The sequence below is a fragment of the Natronorubrum sp. A-ect3 genome, assembly GCF_041821125.1.
Taxonomy (GTDB): Archaea; Halobacteriota; Halobacteria; order Halobacteriales; family Natrialbaceae; genus Natronorubrum; species Natronorubrum bangense.
On record NZ_JBGUBB010000003.1, the window covers coordinates 106,393 to 124,857 of the forward strand.

General features: G+C 50.0%; 14 protein-coding genes. 6 read left to right on the forward strand and 8 right to left on the reverse strand.

Features of this window, described 5'->3' with window-relative positions; translation table 11 throughout:
* Positions 1-45: 45 nt before the first annotated feature.
* Positions 46-1,368, reverse strand: a complete 1,323-nt coding sequence (locus ACERJA_RS12535; RefSeq protein ID WP_373608581.1) for an McrC family protein — start codon at positions 1,366-1,368, stop codon at positions 46-48.
* Entirely contained in the window at positions 1,365-4,607 is a 3,243-nt protein-coding gene (locus tag ACERJA_RS12540) for an McrB family protein (RefSeq protein WP_373608582.1), read from the reverse strand. Before ACERJA_RS12540 ends, ACERJA_RS12535 begins: the two co-directional genes overlap by 4 nt.
* Positions 4,608-4,743: 136 nt before the next feature.
* On the opposite strand from ACERJA_RS12540, the gene ACERJA_RS12545 reads away from it, so the two are divergent.
* From ACERJA_RS12545 to ACERJA_RS12555, 3 genes are all read left to right on the forward strand, one after another.
* Positions 4,744-5,658 (forward strand): uracil-DNA glycosylase family protein, encoded by a 915-nt coding sequence (locus ACERJA_RS12545; RefSeq protein ID WP_373608584.1) that lies wholly within the window; start codon positions 4,744-4,746, stop codon positions 5,656-5,658.
* 336 nt (positions 5,659-5,994) lie between these two features.
* Positions 5,995-6,231, forward strand: a complete 237-nt coding sequence (locus ACERJA_RS12550; protein WP_373608866.1) for an HNH endonuclease — start codon at positions 5,995-5,997, stop codon at positions 6,229-6,231.
* Positions 6,232-6,356: 125 nt separating this feature from the next.
* Positions 6,357-7,412, forward strand: coding sequence for an HNH endonuclease (locus ACERJA_RS12555; protein ID WP_373608585.1), 1,056 nt, complete (start codon positions 6,357-6,359; stop codon positions 7,410-7,412).
* On the opposite strand, the gene ACERJA_RS12560 is transcribed toward ACERJA_RS12555, so the two are convergent.
* From ACERJA_RS12560 to ACERJA_RS12580, 5 genes are all read right to left on the reverse strand, one after another.
* A complete protein-coding gene (locus ACERJA_RS12560; protein ID WP_373608587.1) occupies positions 7,409-7,771 on the reverse strand; it encodes a nucleotide pyrophosphohydrolase in 363 nt (120 codons plus the stop codon). The two genes, ACERJA_RS12555 and ACERJA_RS12560, sit on opposite strands and share 4 nt — an antisense overlap.
* A gap of 65 nt (positions 7,772-7,836) precedes the next feature.
* Entirely contained in the window at positions 7,837-8,016 is a 180-nt protein-coding gene (locus tag ACERJA_RS12565; protein WP_373608589.1) for a hypothetical protein, read from the reverse strand.
* 1,195 nt (positions 8,017-9,211) lie between these two features.
* Positions 9,212-9,439, reverse strand: coding sequence for an exodeoxyribonuclease VII small subunit (gene xseB / locus ACERJA_RS12570; protein WP_373608590.1), 228 nt, complete (start codon positions 9,437-9,439; stop codon positions 9,212-9,214).
* Positions 9,440-9,457: 18 nt separating this feature from the next.
* Positions 9,458-10,684 (reverse strand): exodeoxyribonuclease VII large subunit, encoded by a 1,227-nt coding sequence (gene xseA, locus ACERJA_RS12575; protein ID WP_373608591.1) that lies wholly within the window; start codon positions 10,682-10,684, stop codon positions 9,458-9,460.
* Positions 10,685-11,467: 783 nt separating this feature from the next.
* Positions 11,468-12,490, reverse strand: coding sequence for a hypothetical protein (locus ACERJA_RS12580; protein WP_373608592.1), 1,023 nt, complete (start codon positions 12,488-12,490; stop codon positions 11,468-11,470).
* Between the two features lie 672 nt (positions 12,491-13,162).
* On the opposite strand from ACERJA_RS12580, the gene ACERJA_RS12585 reads away from it, so the two are divergent.
* On the forward strand, positions 13,163-13,630 hold the full coding sequence (locus ACERJA_RS12585) for a hypothetical protein (protein ID WP_373608593.1): 468 nt from the start codon (positions 13,163-13,165) through the stop codon (positions 13,628-13,630).
* A 1,092-nt stretch (positions 13,631-14,722) separates the two neighbouring features.
* Here the strand turns inward: ACERJA_RS12585 and ACERJA_RS12590 are convergent.
* Complete coding sequence (locus ACERJA_RS12590; RefSeq protein ID WP_373608594.1) at positions 14,723-15,358, reverse strand: VWA domain-containing protein; 636 nt, start codon at positions 15,356-15,358, stop codon at positions 14,723-14,725.
* Positions 15,359-15,519: 161 nt separating this feature from the next.
* On the opposite strand from ACERJA_RS12590, the gene ACERJA_RS12595 reads away from it, so the two are divergent.
* Positions 15,520-17,721, forward strand: a complete 2,202-nt coding sequence (locus tag ACERJA_RS12595) for a queuine tRNA-ribosyltransferase tRNA-guanine transglycosylase (protein WP_373608595.1) — start codon at positions 15,520-15,522, stop codon at positions 17,719-17,721.
* A 2-nt stretch (positions 17,722-17,723) separates the two neighbouring features.
* Positions 17,724-18,425, forward strand: a complete 702-nt coding sequence (locus ACERJA_RS12600; RefSeq protein WP_373608596.1) for a DUF6884 domain-containing protein — start codon at positions 17,724-17,726, stop codon at positions 18,423-18,425.
* Positions 18,426-18,465 lie beyond the last annotated feature (40 nt).

Genomic DNA, 18,465 nt, shown 5'->3' on the forward strand with positions numbered 1-18,465 from the left:
AAGAAAATAGTATACAGATACGCTGAAATCCTATTTACGACCGGGTCAAAGCACTTTATTCAGAAGACGCTCCAAACTTGACTCGATGGCTTGGGTGTAGTCCTCGTAGCCAACTTGCTTAGTTTCAGATTCAGAAAGACCACCAGATTTCACATCCACTGACCCCGCAAGCAGCCTCCCTCTGTCTTCCCAATTATCAGTGTATTTGTACGCACGTTCGAGAGAACCACTATCTGGATAAAGAAGGATACCAGGCGTACCGTTGTGTGCCTGATACGCTGCCATCTGGTAGAGATCGTTACGGGAGGGTGATGAATCAGTCTTCCATTTTGCGTCACCAACGAGAAGTACTTCCTCAGAATTGTCACGATTTCGAAGAATCAGATCGGGTTCAAGGCTACGTGACTCAGATCTGTCTACTGTCTGAATGAATGTCCCAAGATCATTTTCGGTAACCTGGATGTCTTCAGTCGGCAAGACCTCCCGCGCAGCAGTGATGATAACTGACTCGAAGAGTGTCGGCATATTAAATACGAGTGATGGGAACGGTTCTTCCGGACGTTCAACTCCGCTAATGAATTCCTCAGCCAGAATGAGTTTCGCTAGGGGGAGAATACGCTTGTAGTGGCTGTCCAAGTGTGTGACCTCGAGATTATCGAACAGTCGCTTCGTGACCGATCGTTCCGAAACTTGCTGTCGAAGCATTTCGCGATGGTGCAAAAGGTCTGATTGTAACGGCGAAGGTGCTAACCATCTGCACAGCTTGGTCGTCGCTGCGAGGACGAGCTGATTGAGTGGTGTATCGTGTGTGAGTTCAGAGTAGCGACACTCAAATCTTGTTGGCTGCGGTCCTTGCTGTTGCAGCTGTTTGTGGACCTGAAGCTGTCCCCGTAGGTGCTTTTCATCGGTCTCCTTTGCACGGTACTCCTGCTGCAATCCTCGTCTGATGACTCGCTGGAGTTCACTCAGGTACAACTGTGCTAACACTTGTTTGAGATCTGAACCAGACTCGAACCCTGCGTCCTCAGTATCGTACACCAACTCCTCGTCGATATGTTCAGTATAGGCCAGCAGATAGAGCAATTCGCAGTCTACCTTCGGCTGGATGGACAGCGTCGCACCGCTTGGTAAGCCAATGATCCCGACATAATTGTTGACGACGATATGAGCACTATTACCGCTGTTTGAGATCTTGATCTCGTCCCATTCTGAGCGCAGATACTCGATATCCTGACGTTCTAACTCGCAATGATGGTCTTCTCCTTCAGTAATAGGAATTGTGTCACCACTGGTCTTGAGTTGCGAGCGCCCGTCATTCCGATATGAGGACTTTCGATCAGCTCTTGAGTCGTCAATCCGCTTGCTCATTGTGAGTTGAACATGTGATCACTGACAAACTGCCCGAGCGCCTTCTCGAGATCAGTCGCCTCCAAGTCAGCAACTTCCTGTCGATCCAACTCGAAGAGGCTGGAGTCAATAACGGTCTCACTAGCTGCCGTATCATCGATTTCGAACACTTCTCGTCGTAGTCGATCGAAATCACCGAAATAGTACTCCTCGAGCAACGGTAGGATATCGTACTGCCAGGCAGACACCAGATCATCAATCGATTCAATCCCGAGCAAGTATGAGTGGCCGATCTGCTTGCCCTTGTTGAGATCACTGGCAGCCAAGATATTCTCATTTATCGCCTTCAGTGCCTGCACTGAGAGTGCAAGAAGCGGCATATACGTGTCTTTCTCGTTTCCAACTGCAGACTGTCCGTACTCGATAACAGATGCTGCCAGCGATTCGATCTCGTCCTGATCATCGAACTCGTACTCCTTGTGGAAGACATCATAATCCGGCGGGAACGAATTGAAGGCAAAGCGTCGGCGAAGTGCTGCATCAACCAGCGCAATCGACCGGTCCGCCGTATTCATCGTTCCAATAATAAACAAATTCGGCGGGATCTCAACGAGATCCCCCGTGTGGGCCCATCGAACTGTGACTGCCTCTTCCTGATCCAGACGCTTGTCCATCTCTAATTGAGTGATTGCTTCGCCGAAGATCTGGGAGAGGTTGCCGCGATTGATCTCGTCGATGAGAAGCACATATCGAGGAGCATCCTCGAGTGTTCCAGCCCTGAGATACGCCTCTCGAGCCTGTTGAACCATCTCTTTGAACGTCCCGTCCTCATACTCGTACTCAACCAGACTTTCATCAGTAGCGTTGGCTGTCAGGCCTTCCATGAAGTCTTCGTATGAATAGGAGGGATGGAACGTTACAGTCTGGAACTGTGTTGTTAGCGGACGCTCAGATTTCTCGTGAATCCACCACCGAGCAAACCGTGCCGCCGTGAAGGTCTTCCCTGTTCCTGGAGGGCCGTGTAAGACGATCTGCCCGTTCCGATTCAGTTGCTTGGCCAGTTCCTCGCTTTTGTCTGGCTTAGTTTGAGCTGGGCCAAGCATTCCGGGCAGCGATTCGTTCGGAACTACCTCCGACAGTTGGGGAGCAAGTCGCTGAATCATCGGCGGGACGAACTCGTCGATTTCGTCGTAAGCCGTGGAAAGGTTTGTGTAGGTGCCTGCTGCGAGTGATCTATTCTGCCCCATCGTTTCGTTGGCAAGGTCAGAGACGCTGCTCCACTGGACAAGATTGGCGCTCAGTGGTTCAAACTCACTAATGATGGAGTCGTCATTAAGAGCGAACACTGGCGTCTCAAAATCGATTTCGGAGATTTCACTTGTAACGTAGAACTCATCAAAGTGTATTAGATACGGATATACGACATCATCCGCTTCGTCACACCACCACCGCTCGGATTTCGTCGACTTTTCACCAACGATTCCGACTCCGAAGAAGCCATAGTTTGAGAGTGAGGTGCCGCCAGCTACGTTCTCTTCTTCTTTTTTGACATGGAAGAACACTATGTCCCCTTCTGCGGTGTTATGCCAGTCGCTCTGGTCTTCATCAGTTCTCTCGAGAGGTACTGCCCCTCGGCGGATAATAGTCAACCAGTCACTAGGGTTAGTGCAAAATCGCCAGACAGAGGCACTCTCCTGACCGTTGTAATGGTCCAGAACCGGATGAGACTCGAACGCCATTATATCTGCCTTTTCGAGAAGATGTTCTCCCACTTGCCGAGGAAGGTTGAATAGGTACCCCTGGTTGATTCCCTCATCGTGGAGTGGGTAATATTTTATCTGATCTTTGTATTCCATGAGGGGTCCAAAGACCTCTGCAAGAGAGAGTGGCTCATCAAAACGGGTAAGCGAAACATCGGCCCGACAATAGTCTTCGCCGTCGATGGTTACCTGTCTCGCTGTATCAATAATTTCCGAGTAGCCGATAATCTGGCCCTTGACGTGGTTGAAGACCACATCGCCTTCCTCGAGTTTGCCAACATCGTGTCCCGGATTGTCATCCGCTGGTGCCTGAAGATATTCTCCTTCAATCTCCTCGCGACTATTCTTTTGGTTGACCCAATAATATGGAGCTGTGTTCGATGTTGCCGCACAAGGTTCTGCCACCTCTACCGGAAGTTCGAAGTCGGACTCCGAGCCAGCATGCCTGTTAAATACTGCATCTGCAATTTCCAGCTCAGTTGCCCAGTCCGGCACTTCCTCGTCGAAATGGGCCTCGAAGATATCTTGGAAATTGGTCTCGTCAATGGCATTCCAGACGTTATCAACAAATTCATCGTACTGGTTCGCTGATGCCATACTCGGATCCGCTGGTGTTTTGCAGTTGAGCGCATCCATCCCAGAGATGGATCGGGCGTTTAAGATGGCGAACTCCGCTGGTTCAATCGCTCGCAAAATCTCCGATGCTATGGGACATCTGAATCCATCGAGATCTAAGACCTGCTTAATCGACCCGCTCTTTGCGGCGCTGTTAAAGACGTTAGCGACTTCCTTTGGGGTCTGTGACTCAAACACCCGACCGACGTATGCACTGTGATTCGTCCCACGTGTTCCCCAGAAATGTTCAGGATCAACTAGGTCAGCGAACGAATTCTCTGATGGATCTTTGAGAAACTTTGATGCTTTTTTGCGTTTGGTAGCAACCATCCACCAGTAGGATGATTCGTCACCGTATTCAACTCCACTAACAAGTTCAAACTCTTGTTTTAGACGCGCCTCTGCATCCTCGTCTAGTTCTTTTCGATCTAACAATTCGGCGATGTATTTCTCTTTGTACTCTGGCTTAAGATTGTGAATAGCCCCCTGGATGTTCGCCGTAACGGTCTGGACAGATGTATCGAAATACTCGGCAAGTTCATTCCAGTCTTCGTCGTAAGCCGATTCCAGTTCTCGCCGAATTGGATCGCAGTAGATGATATTATCATAGTCAGCGTCATCCCAGAGGCTGCGTTCTTGGCGTGATCCGATCTCTGCAATGTTGTTGACTTGCCAGATTCCAGCAACGCCATCGTCGTTGCGTGCCAGGACAAGGTCGCCAGCTTCCATGTCATCGACCGGCGCTGGTGCTCCTACTCTTGTGGCCTGGACTGGTTTTCCAACATTCTCTTCCCCGTGAACAGCGCCATCTTCTGGGCCACGAACACACTGTCTCCAGTTTTCATTCCCGATATTGAATATCCAAGTGTTAGTGTGTCTAACCATCTTACCAGATGTCTCTTGGTCAGTTATTTAAAGATGAAGAAACAAATCATGGTCCGTTCTAAGTTACAAGTTCCGTATATGATTGAGGCAATAACCAGAACTAATTCTTTATTACGTTCCAGTATTATGCTCATCTGTGAACGAAGATAAATGGAGAGAATATCGTGACGAGCACGTTCAGCATCTAAAAGAAAGAGGTATTACGAGTGCCTATGACTACGTCGAGCAATTCAGTTCAGAGGATCTTGATACCGATAGAATGGAAGAGACGCGAAAAGCACTGAATGAAATGACGAACAGTGGTTTGGAAGGTCTTCGAGGATTCTGCCGGGTATACCCTCGAAATGATCAAGATGTGATGTTTATCAACTCTAATCCGAAACTCAATGTGGGAGAAAACTTCGTTGAGAAGGATAATTATCTTCTCAGTGTGACTGATCAATTCAAATATCGAGAGGCGATCTCGGTGGCTGGAGGGATTGAATGGCTAACGGACGACTATTACTTTTGGAACTGGATAAAAATACTTGGATCATTGCCGGGCGTTTCACCTCCGTGGGAACGCCGTAACTCTTCTACATCAGTGAGGGACTGGATTAAGTCTGACCGCCTACAGAATGTTTACTACACAAATTGGTACAAGTTTGCAAGTCAGAAAGAAGAATACTATACAGATAGTAGGGACGATGGGCCAGTGGATTGGGAATATAATACGGATTTGGCTTCTGAGATGCTCGATGCTGAGATCAGAACAGTAGATCCAGATGTTATCGTAGCGTTTGGTAGACAAGTATGGAGAGAGATGTTTAAGGGAAATGTTGAATCGCAATATCTCGGTGAAGGGTATTCAGCAACTGGAGATGAAGGTTCACTTTACAAAGTCCATGGATTTCCTTTTAGATCGGAAGAATACCAAGCAAGGGTTCTTCCACTATATCATCCTGCTGGATGGACCCATCGAGTATACAAAGACTTCCCAAGAGAATCTCGAAGCGTCTCCGAAGAGGATCAGGAGCGGCGGGAAATGGCTGTGAAAATCGACGGCAAATAAAGTAACGGTACTGCGACGAACTTTTGATTGTTATTCTGCTCTCGGCATATGCCATTGAGAGCGATAACTAATGATCGACGCTTAGGACAGACACAGCAATTATCACTATCCGTTCGAGATCACAGACTGTCAGGTACAACGATGGAAACAGAGATTTTCCTCACTCCATGTAGCAAGCAGGGTGGCAATTCCAGAGCGGACAGAAACCACCGTCAGTCGGATTGTTCGAAACACTGCGCTGGCAAAGGCCCTCAAAGAAGACTACAGTTACAAGTGCCAGATCTGTGGGGAAACTCGACAGCGGACGATATCGGATAAGTATGCTGAAGCGATCACATCAAGCCACTTGGTGGCTCGGACCCGGGTCCAGACTCCGAAGAGAATATTCTGGTGCTTTGCCCAAACCATCACTCAGACTTCGATTATGGAATGCTCGAGGTTGACCCAGACACATTGACAGTCTCTCACGCCTACGACACAGACGTTGATGGGGTCAGACTCCATGTTCGTGATGATCACAACCTCTCGAGTTCTTATCTTGCCCATCATAATAACGAGATCTCGAATTTATGAGAATTAATTGAATCGTTAGATACGACAATTCAGTTTAAAAAAGATTATCCGTCTTCACCCACCGTCTAGCCGAAGGTGACGGTGTATGGAAATGATATTATATCACTGAGTTAGAAGATCTGTGTATGACTAATCCGGGGAACGTTTTCCTCGCACCCTGTAGCCGAGAACAGAAAGAGGGGACATACAGACACTTTCGCGATACTGTTTTGGATGGTATCGATCCAACTGCGTATCCCGAGGTTCCCGATTTTGACCGTGAACAGATCGGTGTTTGGGGCGTCGTGAGTGGAAACAAATCAGCGTGGGACCAAATGAAAAGTGGCGACGTGCTTCTATTCTATACAAAACGGAAGTCCTACACGCACGCTGCAACGGTGCTATCAACACAAAAAAGCGATACGCTTGCCCAGAAACTCTGGACCCCATACGATGAAGGAAGGCGTGTAGAGGACCTCACTGAGGGATGGCCATACATCATCTACCTCACTAACATCGAACGAGTCGGCATCCACTCGGAAGCCTTGCACGAGGATATCGGCTGGCAGACGTTCTACCCTCAGAGTTTTACACGTGTTATTGAAAAACGAAAGGACCGGTTGGTGTCGAAATACGGGAGTCTCACCGAAGCACTACGACAACACGCTAAGAACGACCTGGGAGAAGCACCTGAAGAGATCAGTTCCGAGACTGAAAAACTGTTATCGGAGCCGGAACGTGAGCCACCAGAACTGACCGAGCCAAAGACCGAATACACAGAAACGACACGCCGGGTCCGCTCCTCTGCGTTCCGGAAAGCCATTCTCGAAGCGTACGACGAGACATGTGCCGTCTGTGAATCGCAACGACGATCACCGGCGGGGAATCCAGAAGTTGAAGCAGCCCACATATATCCGAAGAGTGAGGGTGGAAGCGACGACGTCCGAAATGGGCTTGCGCTCTGTAAGTTTCACCACTGGGCGTTCGACAACGGTTGGATCTCAGTGACCGATGACCACGAGATCGTTGTTCGTGATAAGCCAGGTACGGAAGCGTACAACGAGCTCGTTACATTCGATGGAACGGCGCTCTCGCTTCCGCAAGATCCCAACCATTACCCACACCAGATCTTTCTACAGATGCATCGTCAACTCCACGGCTTTGAGCAAAATGACGCCGAAGAGATGATGAAAACGAGTTAGTGCTGCCAGTTACGCAAGTCACGAGCGATTGCATCTGCCGTATCAGGATCAAAGCGAGTTTCGTTCTGTGTGAGCTTGTCTGCGATCGCATCCTCAACGTCGATGTTCAGTTCATTGGCCATACTCAGGCAGTAAATCATCACATCGGCTAGTTCTTCTCGAGACCGTTCTCGGAGGTTGTCGTCCTCGAGAATACGATCTACGGAAACGTTATCATGCCACTGATAGAGTTCAGCCAGCTCACTCGCCTCGACCGAGATAGCCATCGCGAGGTTCTTCGGGGTGTGAAACTCTTCCCACTCTCGTTCGCCAATGAACTCGAGATATCGTTCTTGTAGTTCGTTGATGTCTTCGGACATGTATCTGCCATCAAAACGCAGTCTAAAGAAAATATACGTCTCGTGTTTCGAAAGAACAGTTCAGGCTACAGTTCCGTGCGTTGTCGAAGTGCATCTTCAATCTCAAGACCGTGGCTCGCGGCGATGTCGCTGGCCAGCACCCACGCCCGACACGCGCGTTCGGGCTGTTCGTTTCGCCGTCGCCAGTGGTAGTCGACGAGTGCCTCGAGGACGAGCAGATCTTCTTGAGGAGTACGGTTGGACATCAACGCTGCTGGCCGCGGCTTCAAATAAAAAGCCTCGCCTGTTTTATCACTGAGTTAGTGAGCAGTTGCAGTCGTCAGAACGCCCTCGACGTCTCAAGGTACGCTGGGTTGAACTCGAGATCAGCATAGTAGAATGTCGTGACCTGCCCGGAATAGACATTTGTGCTCGGTGACGAAGGTACTGTTTGGCGACACCACAAGTACCACGATTTTGACGGCAAAGTAGCCTCACGAGTCGGCATTACGGGGGGTTCGCTTCAAGCGCGTTGATACTCCGACCGTCTCTGGCATGCATCTAGCTGTGCTGGCGGAGGTAGAACAATGATTAGTGCGCTACTATCATCCAAGGGACGCCTCGTTGCCGAGTGCGAATACTGCGGCGTCGTCTGTGATTGGTCGGGTGACGACGGAGACGGATTGACGGTCGCCGATAACAAGGAATTATCGAACGTGTCAGATGGTTGGACGCGTATAAGTATCGAAGCAGTGACAGCGAGGATTGGGACAAGTTGGCAGCGGTTGAATTCAGCGACCTCGAGTTACCATTTCGAGGTGACAATGGATGATCTGGAAGCGATCCACCAGTTCGAGGAGATTGCCGGCGATATGGATGTTGTCACAAGCGAGCATCCGACCTGTACGACTACTGATTGATCAACACCTTTGAACGTGAATATGCAAGTCTGTTTGTCACGTGTGTCCTAGCCAATGGGTCCGAAAGACATTCAAATCACCAGCGCTGTGCCAATCGTCGACCCTCGGGGGGTAGCAGATTATTGACCGCCGACGGAAATCACTTTGTGTAATCCGATAGTAGTGGCGCTCAGTGCTGGGATTCCGGCATGGTTACAGACGAACCCTTGTGGGGTTGAAGCGTTACGTTCTTTGCATTTCCAGAAGCTAACGATGCTGTCGCAGGACGCCGAAAACCCGAGAAAGGATTGAAACATCGAGAACCTCGACCCGTACATTGGCGAGTATATCGGGTCGCAGGACACCGAAAACCAGAGAAGAGATTGTGATTTGGATACTCCTCAAGGTGAGCGTGATCGAAGCCGTCGACCTGCTCGAAGTCCCCGTGCTCCACAGAACTTGTCAAAGGTGGTGGATTGAATAGAGAAACCGGGTTACGGAAACAGCCGAAATGAACATAAGATCTCCGCGGCCTCTACTTCGACGCTGTCAATTCCGTGATCTAGTCCTCACTCTCGAGTGACTCGTCAGCCGTCCATTCAATGATCTCTCCATCGCCAATATCCAGTTCCTTTTCCAGTTCTGCAAGAAGGCGCGTTCCTTCGGTGTGAAGCTCGTTTGCTCGCTCGAGGGAGAGTTCACCGTCCTCGAGTTGGGCGATAATCTCCTCGAGTCGGTTCGTCTTGTCTGAAATCGATGCATCGGCCGGTATCTCTGAACTGTCACTCATAGTATTTCCATCACTGTCTCAAAGGAGGATGTAGCCGAGCAACACCACCAGCAGGATGACAAGCATCACGATGATGATGCGCTGTAACCGCTGGGACTGTTCGTACTCGCTTGCAACCTCGGTTTTCTCCTCTTCGTGGGCTTTCTGCTGTTCGAACGAGTCGAGTGCGTAATCAAGTTGATTCTCGAGTGTAGTGAGTCGTTCAGCGGTGACGGTCTCGAAGGCGTGATCGAGTTCCATCGAGCGAGTCGCAAGCACAGAGCTCACATGCTGGTTGTAGGCGCTGTCCAGTTCTTTCCGCGTGGTCGCGAGTCGACCTCGAACCAGACGTCCGTACGCGTCGTTCAATCGCTCACTGGCGTCCTGAACGGTGGCCTCGAGGTCTTCCTTCTTCGGAACAATCTCGCCGACGTGAGTGGGCGTCATGACGCGTCTGTCTGCGACCTCCTCGGCGAGCGTCCGGTCGTCCTCGTGGCCGATTCCGACGACGATCGGCGTGGCCGTATTATGGATAACGCGGCAAAGCGGCGTCTCGTTGAAGACGCGCAGATCCGTGTCAGCACCTCCGCCGCGAGTGACCACGATCACGTCGATCTGAGCGTTATCGTCGAGTTCGCTGATCGCCTGCATTAGCGACAACATCGCGTCGGCGCCCTGCACGGTCGTATGCTGGATGCGGATGTCGACGTCGGGGTGCCGGCTATGGATACTCGTGACGGCATCCTTGCGCGCGTCGCTATCTGCGCTCGTGACAATCCCGACTTGGTGTGGAAACTCCGGGAGCGGTTGTTTCGCATCCTCGGCTAAGAGGCCATCCTCCTTGAGGATCTCTTTGTTCTCTTGATACGTCTGGTGGTAGGCTCCTTCGCCTACTTCGACGAAGTCCTCGACGATGAGCGAGACGCTCCCCTTCGCCTCGTAAAACGAGAGGTCGCCTTTCACGGCGATCTGTGTTCCGTCATTGATTGAGACGTCCAGCGATTGCAGCCGGTAGCTGAAGATCACGCAATGGATCGTGGCGTTATCATGACCGAGGTCGAAATGGGCGTGGCCGTTGCCGGAGACCCCATAGTCGGATACCTCCCCAAGCACGTAGTCGTATTGCAGATTGGTTGTCTCTTTGAGGAGTGTCGCGATTTCGTCGTTGAGGGTGTCCACGAACGCGATGTTCTCTGTCTCGAGTGTGTCCTGATGGGCTTCAAGAGATGTGGCTGAGTCTGTATCCGTCCTCGAGTCTGTGCCCATTGAGTTATTCCTGATCGTATCGGTACAAAAAGTCAGCGGCTTTCATGCTCATTCATTAAGCGCGGTCGGAGGTGCCAAGAAGGTGGTCTGGGTCCATGGTCCACCTCGAATGTTTTCCCAGCCATATTTAACCATCATTCGGAGGGTGACTTCCTTCTCAATGGCTTCCAGTCTGTCACGTCAAATGGACTGGTACTCGAGCGGAAGTGTAGATAAGTTAATCATGATACTACTCAAAAAGGTTAGTGTCGCAGAGGATGACTGGTCTGGGTGTGAGAATTTTGACTGGAGTATCGTACTTGGCGGACTTGCCGATGCCCTGCGAGTACTCTGGGTTATACGGCGGCCCCAGTAGTTGCCAGTCCCATTATAGAGAAAGTATACAGCACGTGACTTCCACCTAATTCCCGGTGACCGCTGGATCAACACTTGGTGCGCGTGCGTACTGATTTAGCGAAAAGCGTCGCCTGCCACGATTGGTTGATCATGGACTTCCAGAGAGATAACGACAGTCGTGGTTATTACACGCTCACCGACCGAGGTCAGGCCGATCTAGTGGCTTGCTTGAGTAAGAGCGTGTCATACAATAGTTCTCAACAGATATCATCCACCGAATATTCATTGAACAAAGCCAATGACTGGCGAAACTACAGGCTCATACGCAAATTGAGAGCTGTATAATCGTCAGGTAGAGGGTGTGAGTCGTATTCTATGACACGCTATGAGTAAACAAGAACTCGAATAGTTCAGTATCATTCTTTCGAATTATTTGGGTCAAAGTAACTAATTATATTCATTATAGAAATTCATATTCTCTTTTGCAAGTGATTGATCAATTGACTCGATATCGGTCTTAAATTCAACTTCGTCATCTATCTTCGTAACTTGACACCCAGGGCTAACGTCCAGCCTTATGCCATTCTCTGTCGATTTAACAGAAGCATCGGTTAGTCTAATCTCACTCCCGACCTCCAATCCATTTATTATGTCTGATTTATCATCCCAAAACACAACCTCAATGAAACCTGATTCATCGCCGATAAGGATATTAGATGTCATTACATTGGTTCTAATATCTGTTGAAACCGCTCGTTCTTTACCAATAGAAATGACTTCTCCGGCGACCGGAACGGCTGTATAACCGGTTTCCAGGTTTTCAATTGAAATTCGCTTTGACAGGTCAGTATTAATATTAGATTCTTTATCTATCTTAAAGTAACTCACTCGCATATTCCCTACCCGTTCATCAGTATGGGTTTTACCACAAGCTCTAACTGTTGTTCCGGTATCTACGTCTTCTAAGAACCTCTCTCCGATCCAATGGTGCAACATTAAATCAACAGAACCACTTTCATCCTCTATCTCGGCTATGACCCAAGTGTCCCGATCATCAGATGGGGAACTCGGTGATTTGTACTCAACAACCTCCCCACAGACCGCCACGAGGTTGTTTCTTTTACGAGCTGAGTTAATTGGTGTTACTTGACTACCAACCAACATTTTTTCCATTGATTGATAATTCTCAGCCACTACTGGTATACTAGATGATATGATTTCTCCATCATTTTCTATTATATCGGGAACTGATTTACTTTTCACTTCATCAATAAATGCATCAAATGGGATACCAAAGTCCGACTTATTATATAACTGAATTTCATTAGCAACCATTCTTGCAGTCTCTTCGTCATACCCCATCCCAGCAGCCAAACCTAGCTTTTTACCCACAATATCTTCAAATAAGTCTTTTCCAATACCCAAGTTGTACTCATTGTAAACTTTTGATATCTCTGAGATTTCGCTCATAATACAATGCAGTCAAAGATGATATATTAATATACTGGCCAAAGCCACAGAGGCAATATCCAATGCTCCTGTGTAGTTGCAGCAGAGGAACCATACGGGAACGGGAGAACCTCGGGAGAAATCGTCGGAGTTACTATTTCAATACTCTCTGGTTCTGGCCCTGGACCAAATTAACAACCGTCTGGCAAGATGCCAGTTCGAATCTCTTTCCCCTGCTCGGAGTTCTATTTATCTCTGATATGACTTGGCGAAGTTGACGACCAAACAGATATCAGAAACTAAGGTATCTGGACCAGCTTTCAGAGCTGATTTGTATTTTAAGTAGGATACTCGGAATGGATTCTCTGACCCTCGTACATGGTTGGCTTTGAGTTCACAGACGAAAGTGAAAACTGGCTCCAGGATGCGCCCCAAGAACTAGCGGCATACGAAGTCATTTGCATCGACTGTCGTTATCACAAATTCATAGTTCATTAGCCGGCAGATGCACGGCATTTGCTGCTCGTCTGTGCGTAGACCATACAGTTGCTCTCGAGTCGATTGCTGACTGAGAACGGCTCGTGGAGTGCCACCGACTCGGGGAACGACTCCGGTACGCGAGCGTGTCAATTGAACGAACACCAGTTTACCACGATACCTACTATGGACAATTCAATCCGAGATCCAGAGCCGATGGATGACCCATTTGCACTGTTGCTTGATGACTATGCCAGCATCGTCTTAGAAGCAGCATTCACCGTGTACCGGGACGACGAAATCATGGAACTAAACCCGGACTCAGAGGAAGAACGCCGCACGCGACGACTTCACAACCGTCTTCGAAAAACACACTCTCTTGGAGCTGGTTCGACTTTGACCGTTACCGACGATTCAGAAGCGCAGACCATCCTGAATGCGCTCTCGTATTACGATGTGGCGCCTGACACAAAATATCGACAGCAGTGTATTGAAGAGGTAACGTCCATCCTCTTTCAGCACTCAGTTGCCACTCTCGCTCAGGTTCCAATTATAACGGACTTTCTCGACAAGGACGACGACCGATTGCAGATTCAACCAGATGATCTCGAGCGCACAGAGAAACGATCAACCGGGGAGATAGATATCGAAATAGCCGTCAAAACAGGTGTTGACCCTGTTTAGCAGTACACTGTAAATCAGCCTCGAAACCTGAATTCCTAATCAATGTCAAACGTATTTCAGCAAATCGACTCTGTCGACGAGTTTCGTGCTCACTTAGAAGAGATTGCAACCGCAGTAGATCATCCAGAGCGAACGGCTGAGCCAACACATGTCAAAGATAACCCCTATCGATGGTATGTGGATCCGACATGGGCCAAAGGCGGACTCAAACAGTTAACGGATCAAGAGTGGCTTCTCGTAGCCGAACTTCTCGAGGAGAGTACGCACGACCCACATTTAGCTGGACTCGTTGGTTCTGCCCGCTCTCGAGCAGGGACGTTGTCGAGATGGGCCTTATCGAGTGTCGTTTGTGATGGCGATGCGCTGTCGCTGTTCGACCGAAAGTGGCGAGAACGGTATGCACCCGACGACGACGAATACTGGTTTTTCACCTATCCCCGGAATGTGAAAGTCGTCGACTCAGTCGAAGATCGAATACGGTGGACTCGGGGAACTAGAATCCTCAAACACTCCGTCGATACACGATATGCGAGGTGGCCCGAACACGGCCCGTTCCAACAAGATTTCCTGCTCATCGCTGGCGTTCTCCTCGAGTATTTTTATCATCCAGTGTTACTTACTGCGTATTGTTCACCAGTCTGGAAAGCGCTCGAATTGAGTGCTGCGTTCGTCAACGCAGCCGGTGTTTCTGCCGGCGATATTCGAGATGCAAAGGAAACTGCATGGTACAGGGTTGACCAGCCAGGAAAACCACACTGGGAACTGATGAGCGAGCGGGACTTCAACCGAAGTCGGGGGAACTGATCATCGGAATGAGGGCGTGTCAAGTTCTGGATGGTGAAGCACACATGTATGAACCGAATAGAACGCCGCTTGGGTGTGACTGCGCGAATCTCGGCGTGGTTGTGTGTGTCGTCTCTCTGTGGTTTCAGAGAAGAAATTCAAGTAATAAATAAAGTTCCTTTGCTGCGTTCGCATCCTGAAGTTGCACGACGGATCTGTTCTGCCTCAATTATATCAATCATAGATATATTAACCAGAAATACCGTGAATTAGGTTCGACGTCTACTGTCTAAGCTGGGGACGTATCACCTACAAGTTGTCAGTCTCGTCCTGTTTGCGCCGATCTTCATCGCTATATCCACCAGTTCGACCCTCTCGCCGCGCCTCGCTGATACGCTTCGACGTGGATTGGTACGCGTTACGAGCGCCTTCACCGCTGTGATCCATATCTAATGAGTGATCCGCACTCATCCCCATACCCGAAGCGGTTAGAGCAGCATCTTGGTTGGCCCCAATAAACAAGAATTCCCAACCGTGTTTTTCACGTCGCTGTTCGACGAGTTCGCGAACTGTATCTTGTGGCGTCTCCGATGCGTTCTCCTTTCCATCCGTGAGCACGACGATGATTACGTTATCTGGCCGAGTTGCTTTTTCCAACGACGCAATATGGTCTGTGGTTTCGTTAACCGCGGTTGTAAGAGCGTCGTGAAGAGCCGTCCTTCCGCTCGGTGTATAATTGCCGTCGGTGAGTTTTGATGCGTCCTCAATTAACTCGGTCTTGTATACCTGTTCAACGCTTGTATCAAAATTGTATAGCGAGACAGTAGCAGTTCCATCTTCGGTTTTTTGCTCTTCGAGGAAACTATTAAATCCGTCTTTTGTGTCGTCTTTGATCGCTTCCATCGAACCGGACGAGTCAAGCACGAAAGTGATGTGTGTCTTCATACAAGTACTAAACATCAGCTATCATACTTAAATTGGAAACTGGAGAAGACGATTCGCGGAACTGCAATGTATTGACTTGTTATATTGTGTTCAAGAAGTGGGACTGAAGTGGGGAGATTCATATAGAAGAACGAGCAAAGTCGTGATGGTGAACACTATCTGTGAGGTTCTACGTCCCTGAATGGGATGACAACGTCGACGCTCACTACGATTTCGAGCACGACGAGCATTCTGAACTCGGAAAGGACGAGCGAGAGTTACAGTATATTTGGGACATCTTTGACTACGAAACAACCCCGATAGACGGCGTCCTCATTTCGCGCGAACAGGTTGAAGAAAGCGCAACGAAGTTCGACCAACTCACATCGCACGGCGTCTACGACGAACAATCGGGGCTCAATGTACCCGATTGGCTTCCGACTATCAGCGACTGCGGCGCATGGGGCTACAAATCGCTCCCGTTCCCTCCCTATGGCAATGACGAGATGCTGGCATTCTATGAAGAGCTTGATGTTACGGTCGGCGTAACGATCGACCACCTCGTACTCGGATCGGGACACGAGACCCGACTCTATCTCGATAAGCGTGCATTTGCTGATTCATCTCTTACCCCAAGTGACCTACCCGAAGAGCTAACCGACGAAGTTGACATCATGGTCGACGAATGGCCGACTGAATGGCCGGAGTACGTCGCTGAGTATGACCCGACGATCTTTGATGTCTCGTCTATCACTCCGTTTGAGCAGGAAGACTTTGAAGGCGATCCGGTCGCTGTGCTTGAGCGGCTACAAGACGATGCTCGAGCCGTCTACCGAGAGGACGACACGGAGTTCCGCTACCAGTTGACGCTCCACAACGCCGCGGAGATGAAGGATTTGTACGATGCAAACGACTATTCCTTCCGTCTCATGGTCGCGATCCAGGGTTGGGATCCGGTGTCCTATACACGAGCAGCCGAGCAGGTCCTGGACCACGGATATCAGTACGTAGGGATCGGCGGCGTCGCGGGGAGCAATGCCGCACGGATTCGGGATATCGTTACCGGTGTCGGAAACGCGGTCAAGGAACACGAACGGAAACGTAAGACGAGAGTGGATACACACGTCTTCGGGTTTGCGAAGACGGACGCGTTCGATGCGATCGGGAAGACCGGAATGTCGAGTTTCGATAGTGCGAGTATGCTTCGGTCGGCCTGGACCGGCGGTGACAACTATCATCTAGACAGCGAACGGCGCTACGATGCACTGCGCGTTCGGTTCGGTTCGAACAGAGACTCGCTCGAGAAACAGATACAAACTGCTCTGCGCGGTCAAGAACTGCTGCACTCGCTTCGAGCGTTCGACGAGGGATCGTCGATTTCGGAGGCGATCAGGGAGTGGCACGCCGAAGCAACGCAGGCACTCAATAAATTGGCTCCTTATCTAGAGGAGCACAGGCACGACGATGAGTACGATTGTCGACTCTTACGCGACGTTGAAGAACACTTCAGAGATCACTACGAGCATGGACGTGAACTCCGAGCGTCTTTCAGTCGTACGCTGCGTAAGCGGATTATCAAATTACTACGGGATGACGACCCCGAATCGCCGATCGAGTTCGACAAGTATCAGACGTTGATCGATACCGTTCGAGAGGAGTTCGAGGCGTTTCCCAGGATGGCCGAGACAATCGAACAGCGCGAGGAGTTTTCGGAGAACACTGCAACTTTCGACCAAGTCTGGCTCCTCGTGGAAGATTACGCTCCGTGGATCGGCGACGAACGATTACTCGAGGAGTACAAGACACTACTTCGAGAGAAGCCGTGGGAGGACTGTGATTGCCGAATCTGTGAGGAACACGGAATCGAAGTCGCAATCTTCCGTGCGAACAATCGCAACCGCCGCCGTGGATTCCACAACACGAAACGGTTCTACGACCAGTTCCGCGAAGCGCTCCCGAAGACGCTCGTCGCTACACCCGCCTCAGAGACCCTCACATCGTGGAGTACGGTAGAGGGACACCTCCTTACAGAGCAGAACGATTTCTGGTCTGACGTTCACGATCTACCCGTGGCAGAGATCGGCACCATGAGTGCTGACGGTGTCCACGAGTGGTGGTCGGAAACCCCTGTGTCAGTGTCACTCGACGCGACTGAGATGGCGGCATCGGTCGGCAAATTCTGTGCACGGTATCAGAATCTGTTTCTGTACGATCCCGATGAGGCCATTGATCAGGAAGTTATCGAGGCGATCGAAGAGAAAGGATGTGTCGTCGATTCGTATCGGGATTCATCGGAGCTTCGAGCTGCCGTCCTTGATCGACTCGGGTACGAGAGCGAGTTCCTGCCTGAATTTATGGTTCAGAAAGGGCTGATGGAGTTCTAACGATGAGGATACTCATCATTGATCAATGTTCGAACAGTAAGTCTTACCCTGAAGATAGCGTCGCTTTCGACGCGTCTGAAATTGACGACACCGGCCTTGCTACGCTCCGCCGTCGAGAAGATGCAGCCAGCATTCCAGCACGCAAACTCTACACTGGTCGACAGCAGAAATACGTCGGTGATGCAGTTGATTCGCTCCGCGCTAACGGCCACACAGTCGGTCGGTACTTCATTAGTGCGGGGTTCGGACTCGTCGCGGAGAACGAAGAACTCCCGCCATACAACGTTACGTTCGCGGATATGACCGCGTCCGAGATTGACTCTCGAGCCGAAGTCCTTGGGCTGACGGAGCAAACTCAAGATGTGATTTCAGCTGAAGCGTACGATATCGTCTTTTTCGCACTCGGGAGAGACTACTACCGAGCGCTAAATCTACCAGAGACGCTCTCTGCGGTCCGCGAGGAGACAATCGGTGTGACGTTCAATCAAGAAGAACTGGCCGACCAGTATGACAACGTCACCTCAGTCCCGGCGCGGACTGAACAGGCGAAGGAACACAGGACGATCGTCGTTGCGCTCAAGGGAACATATCTGAAGAACTTCGCTGATAACCTCGCGCATGGTAGTGAGCCAACGTCTGTTGAGGATGTAAGCGCAGCCTGCCTTACCGAGCCGACTTCACAGAAAGACTTGGCTGATTTTTAGGCAGTTCGTTTAGGTCTAAGATGTGGTTTTCGCGAGCTAG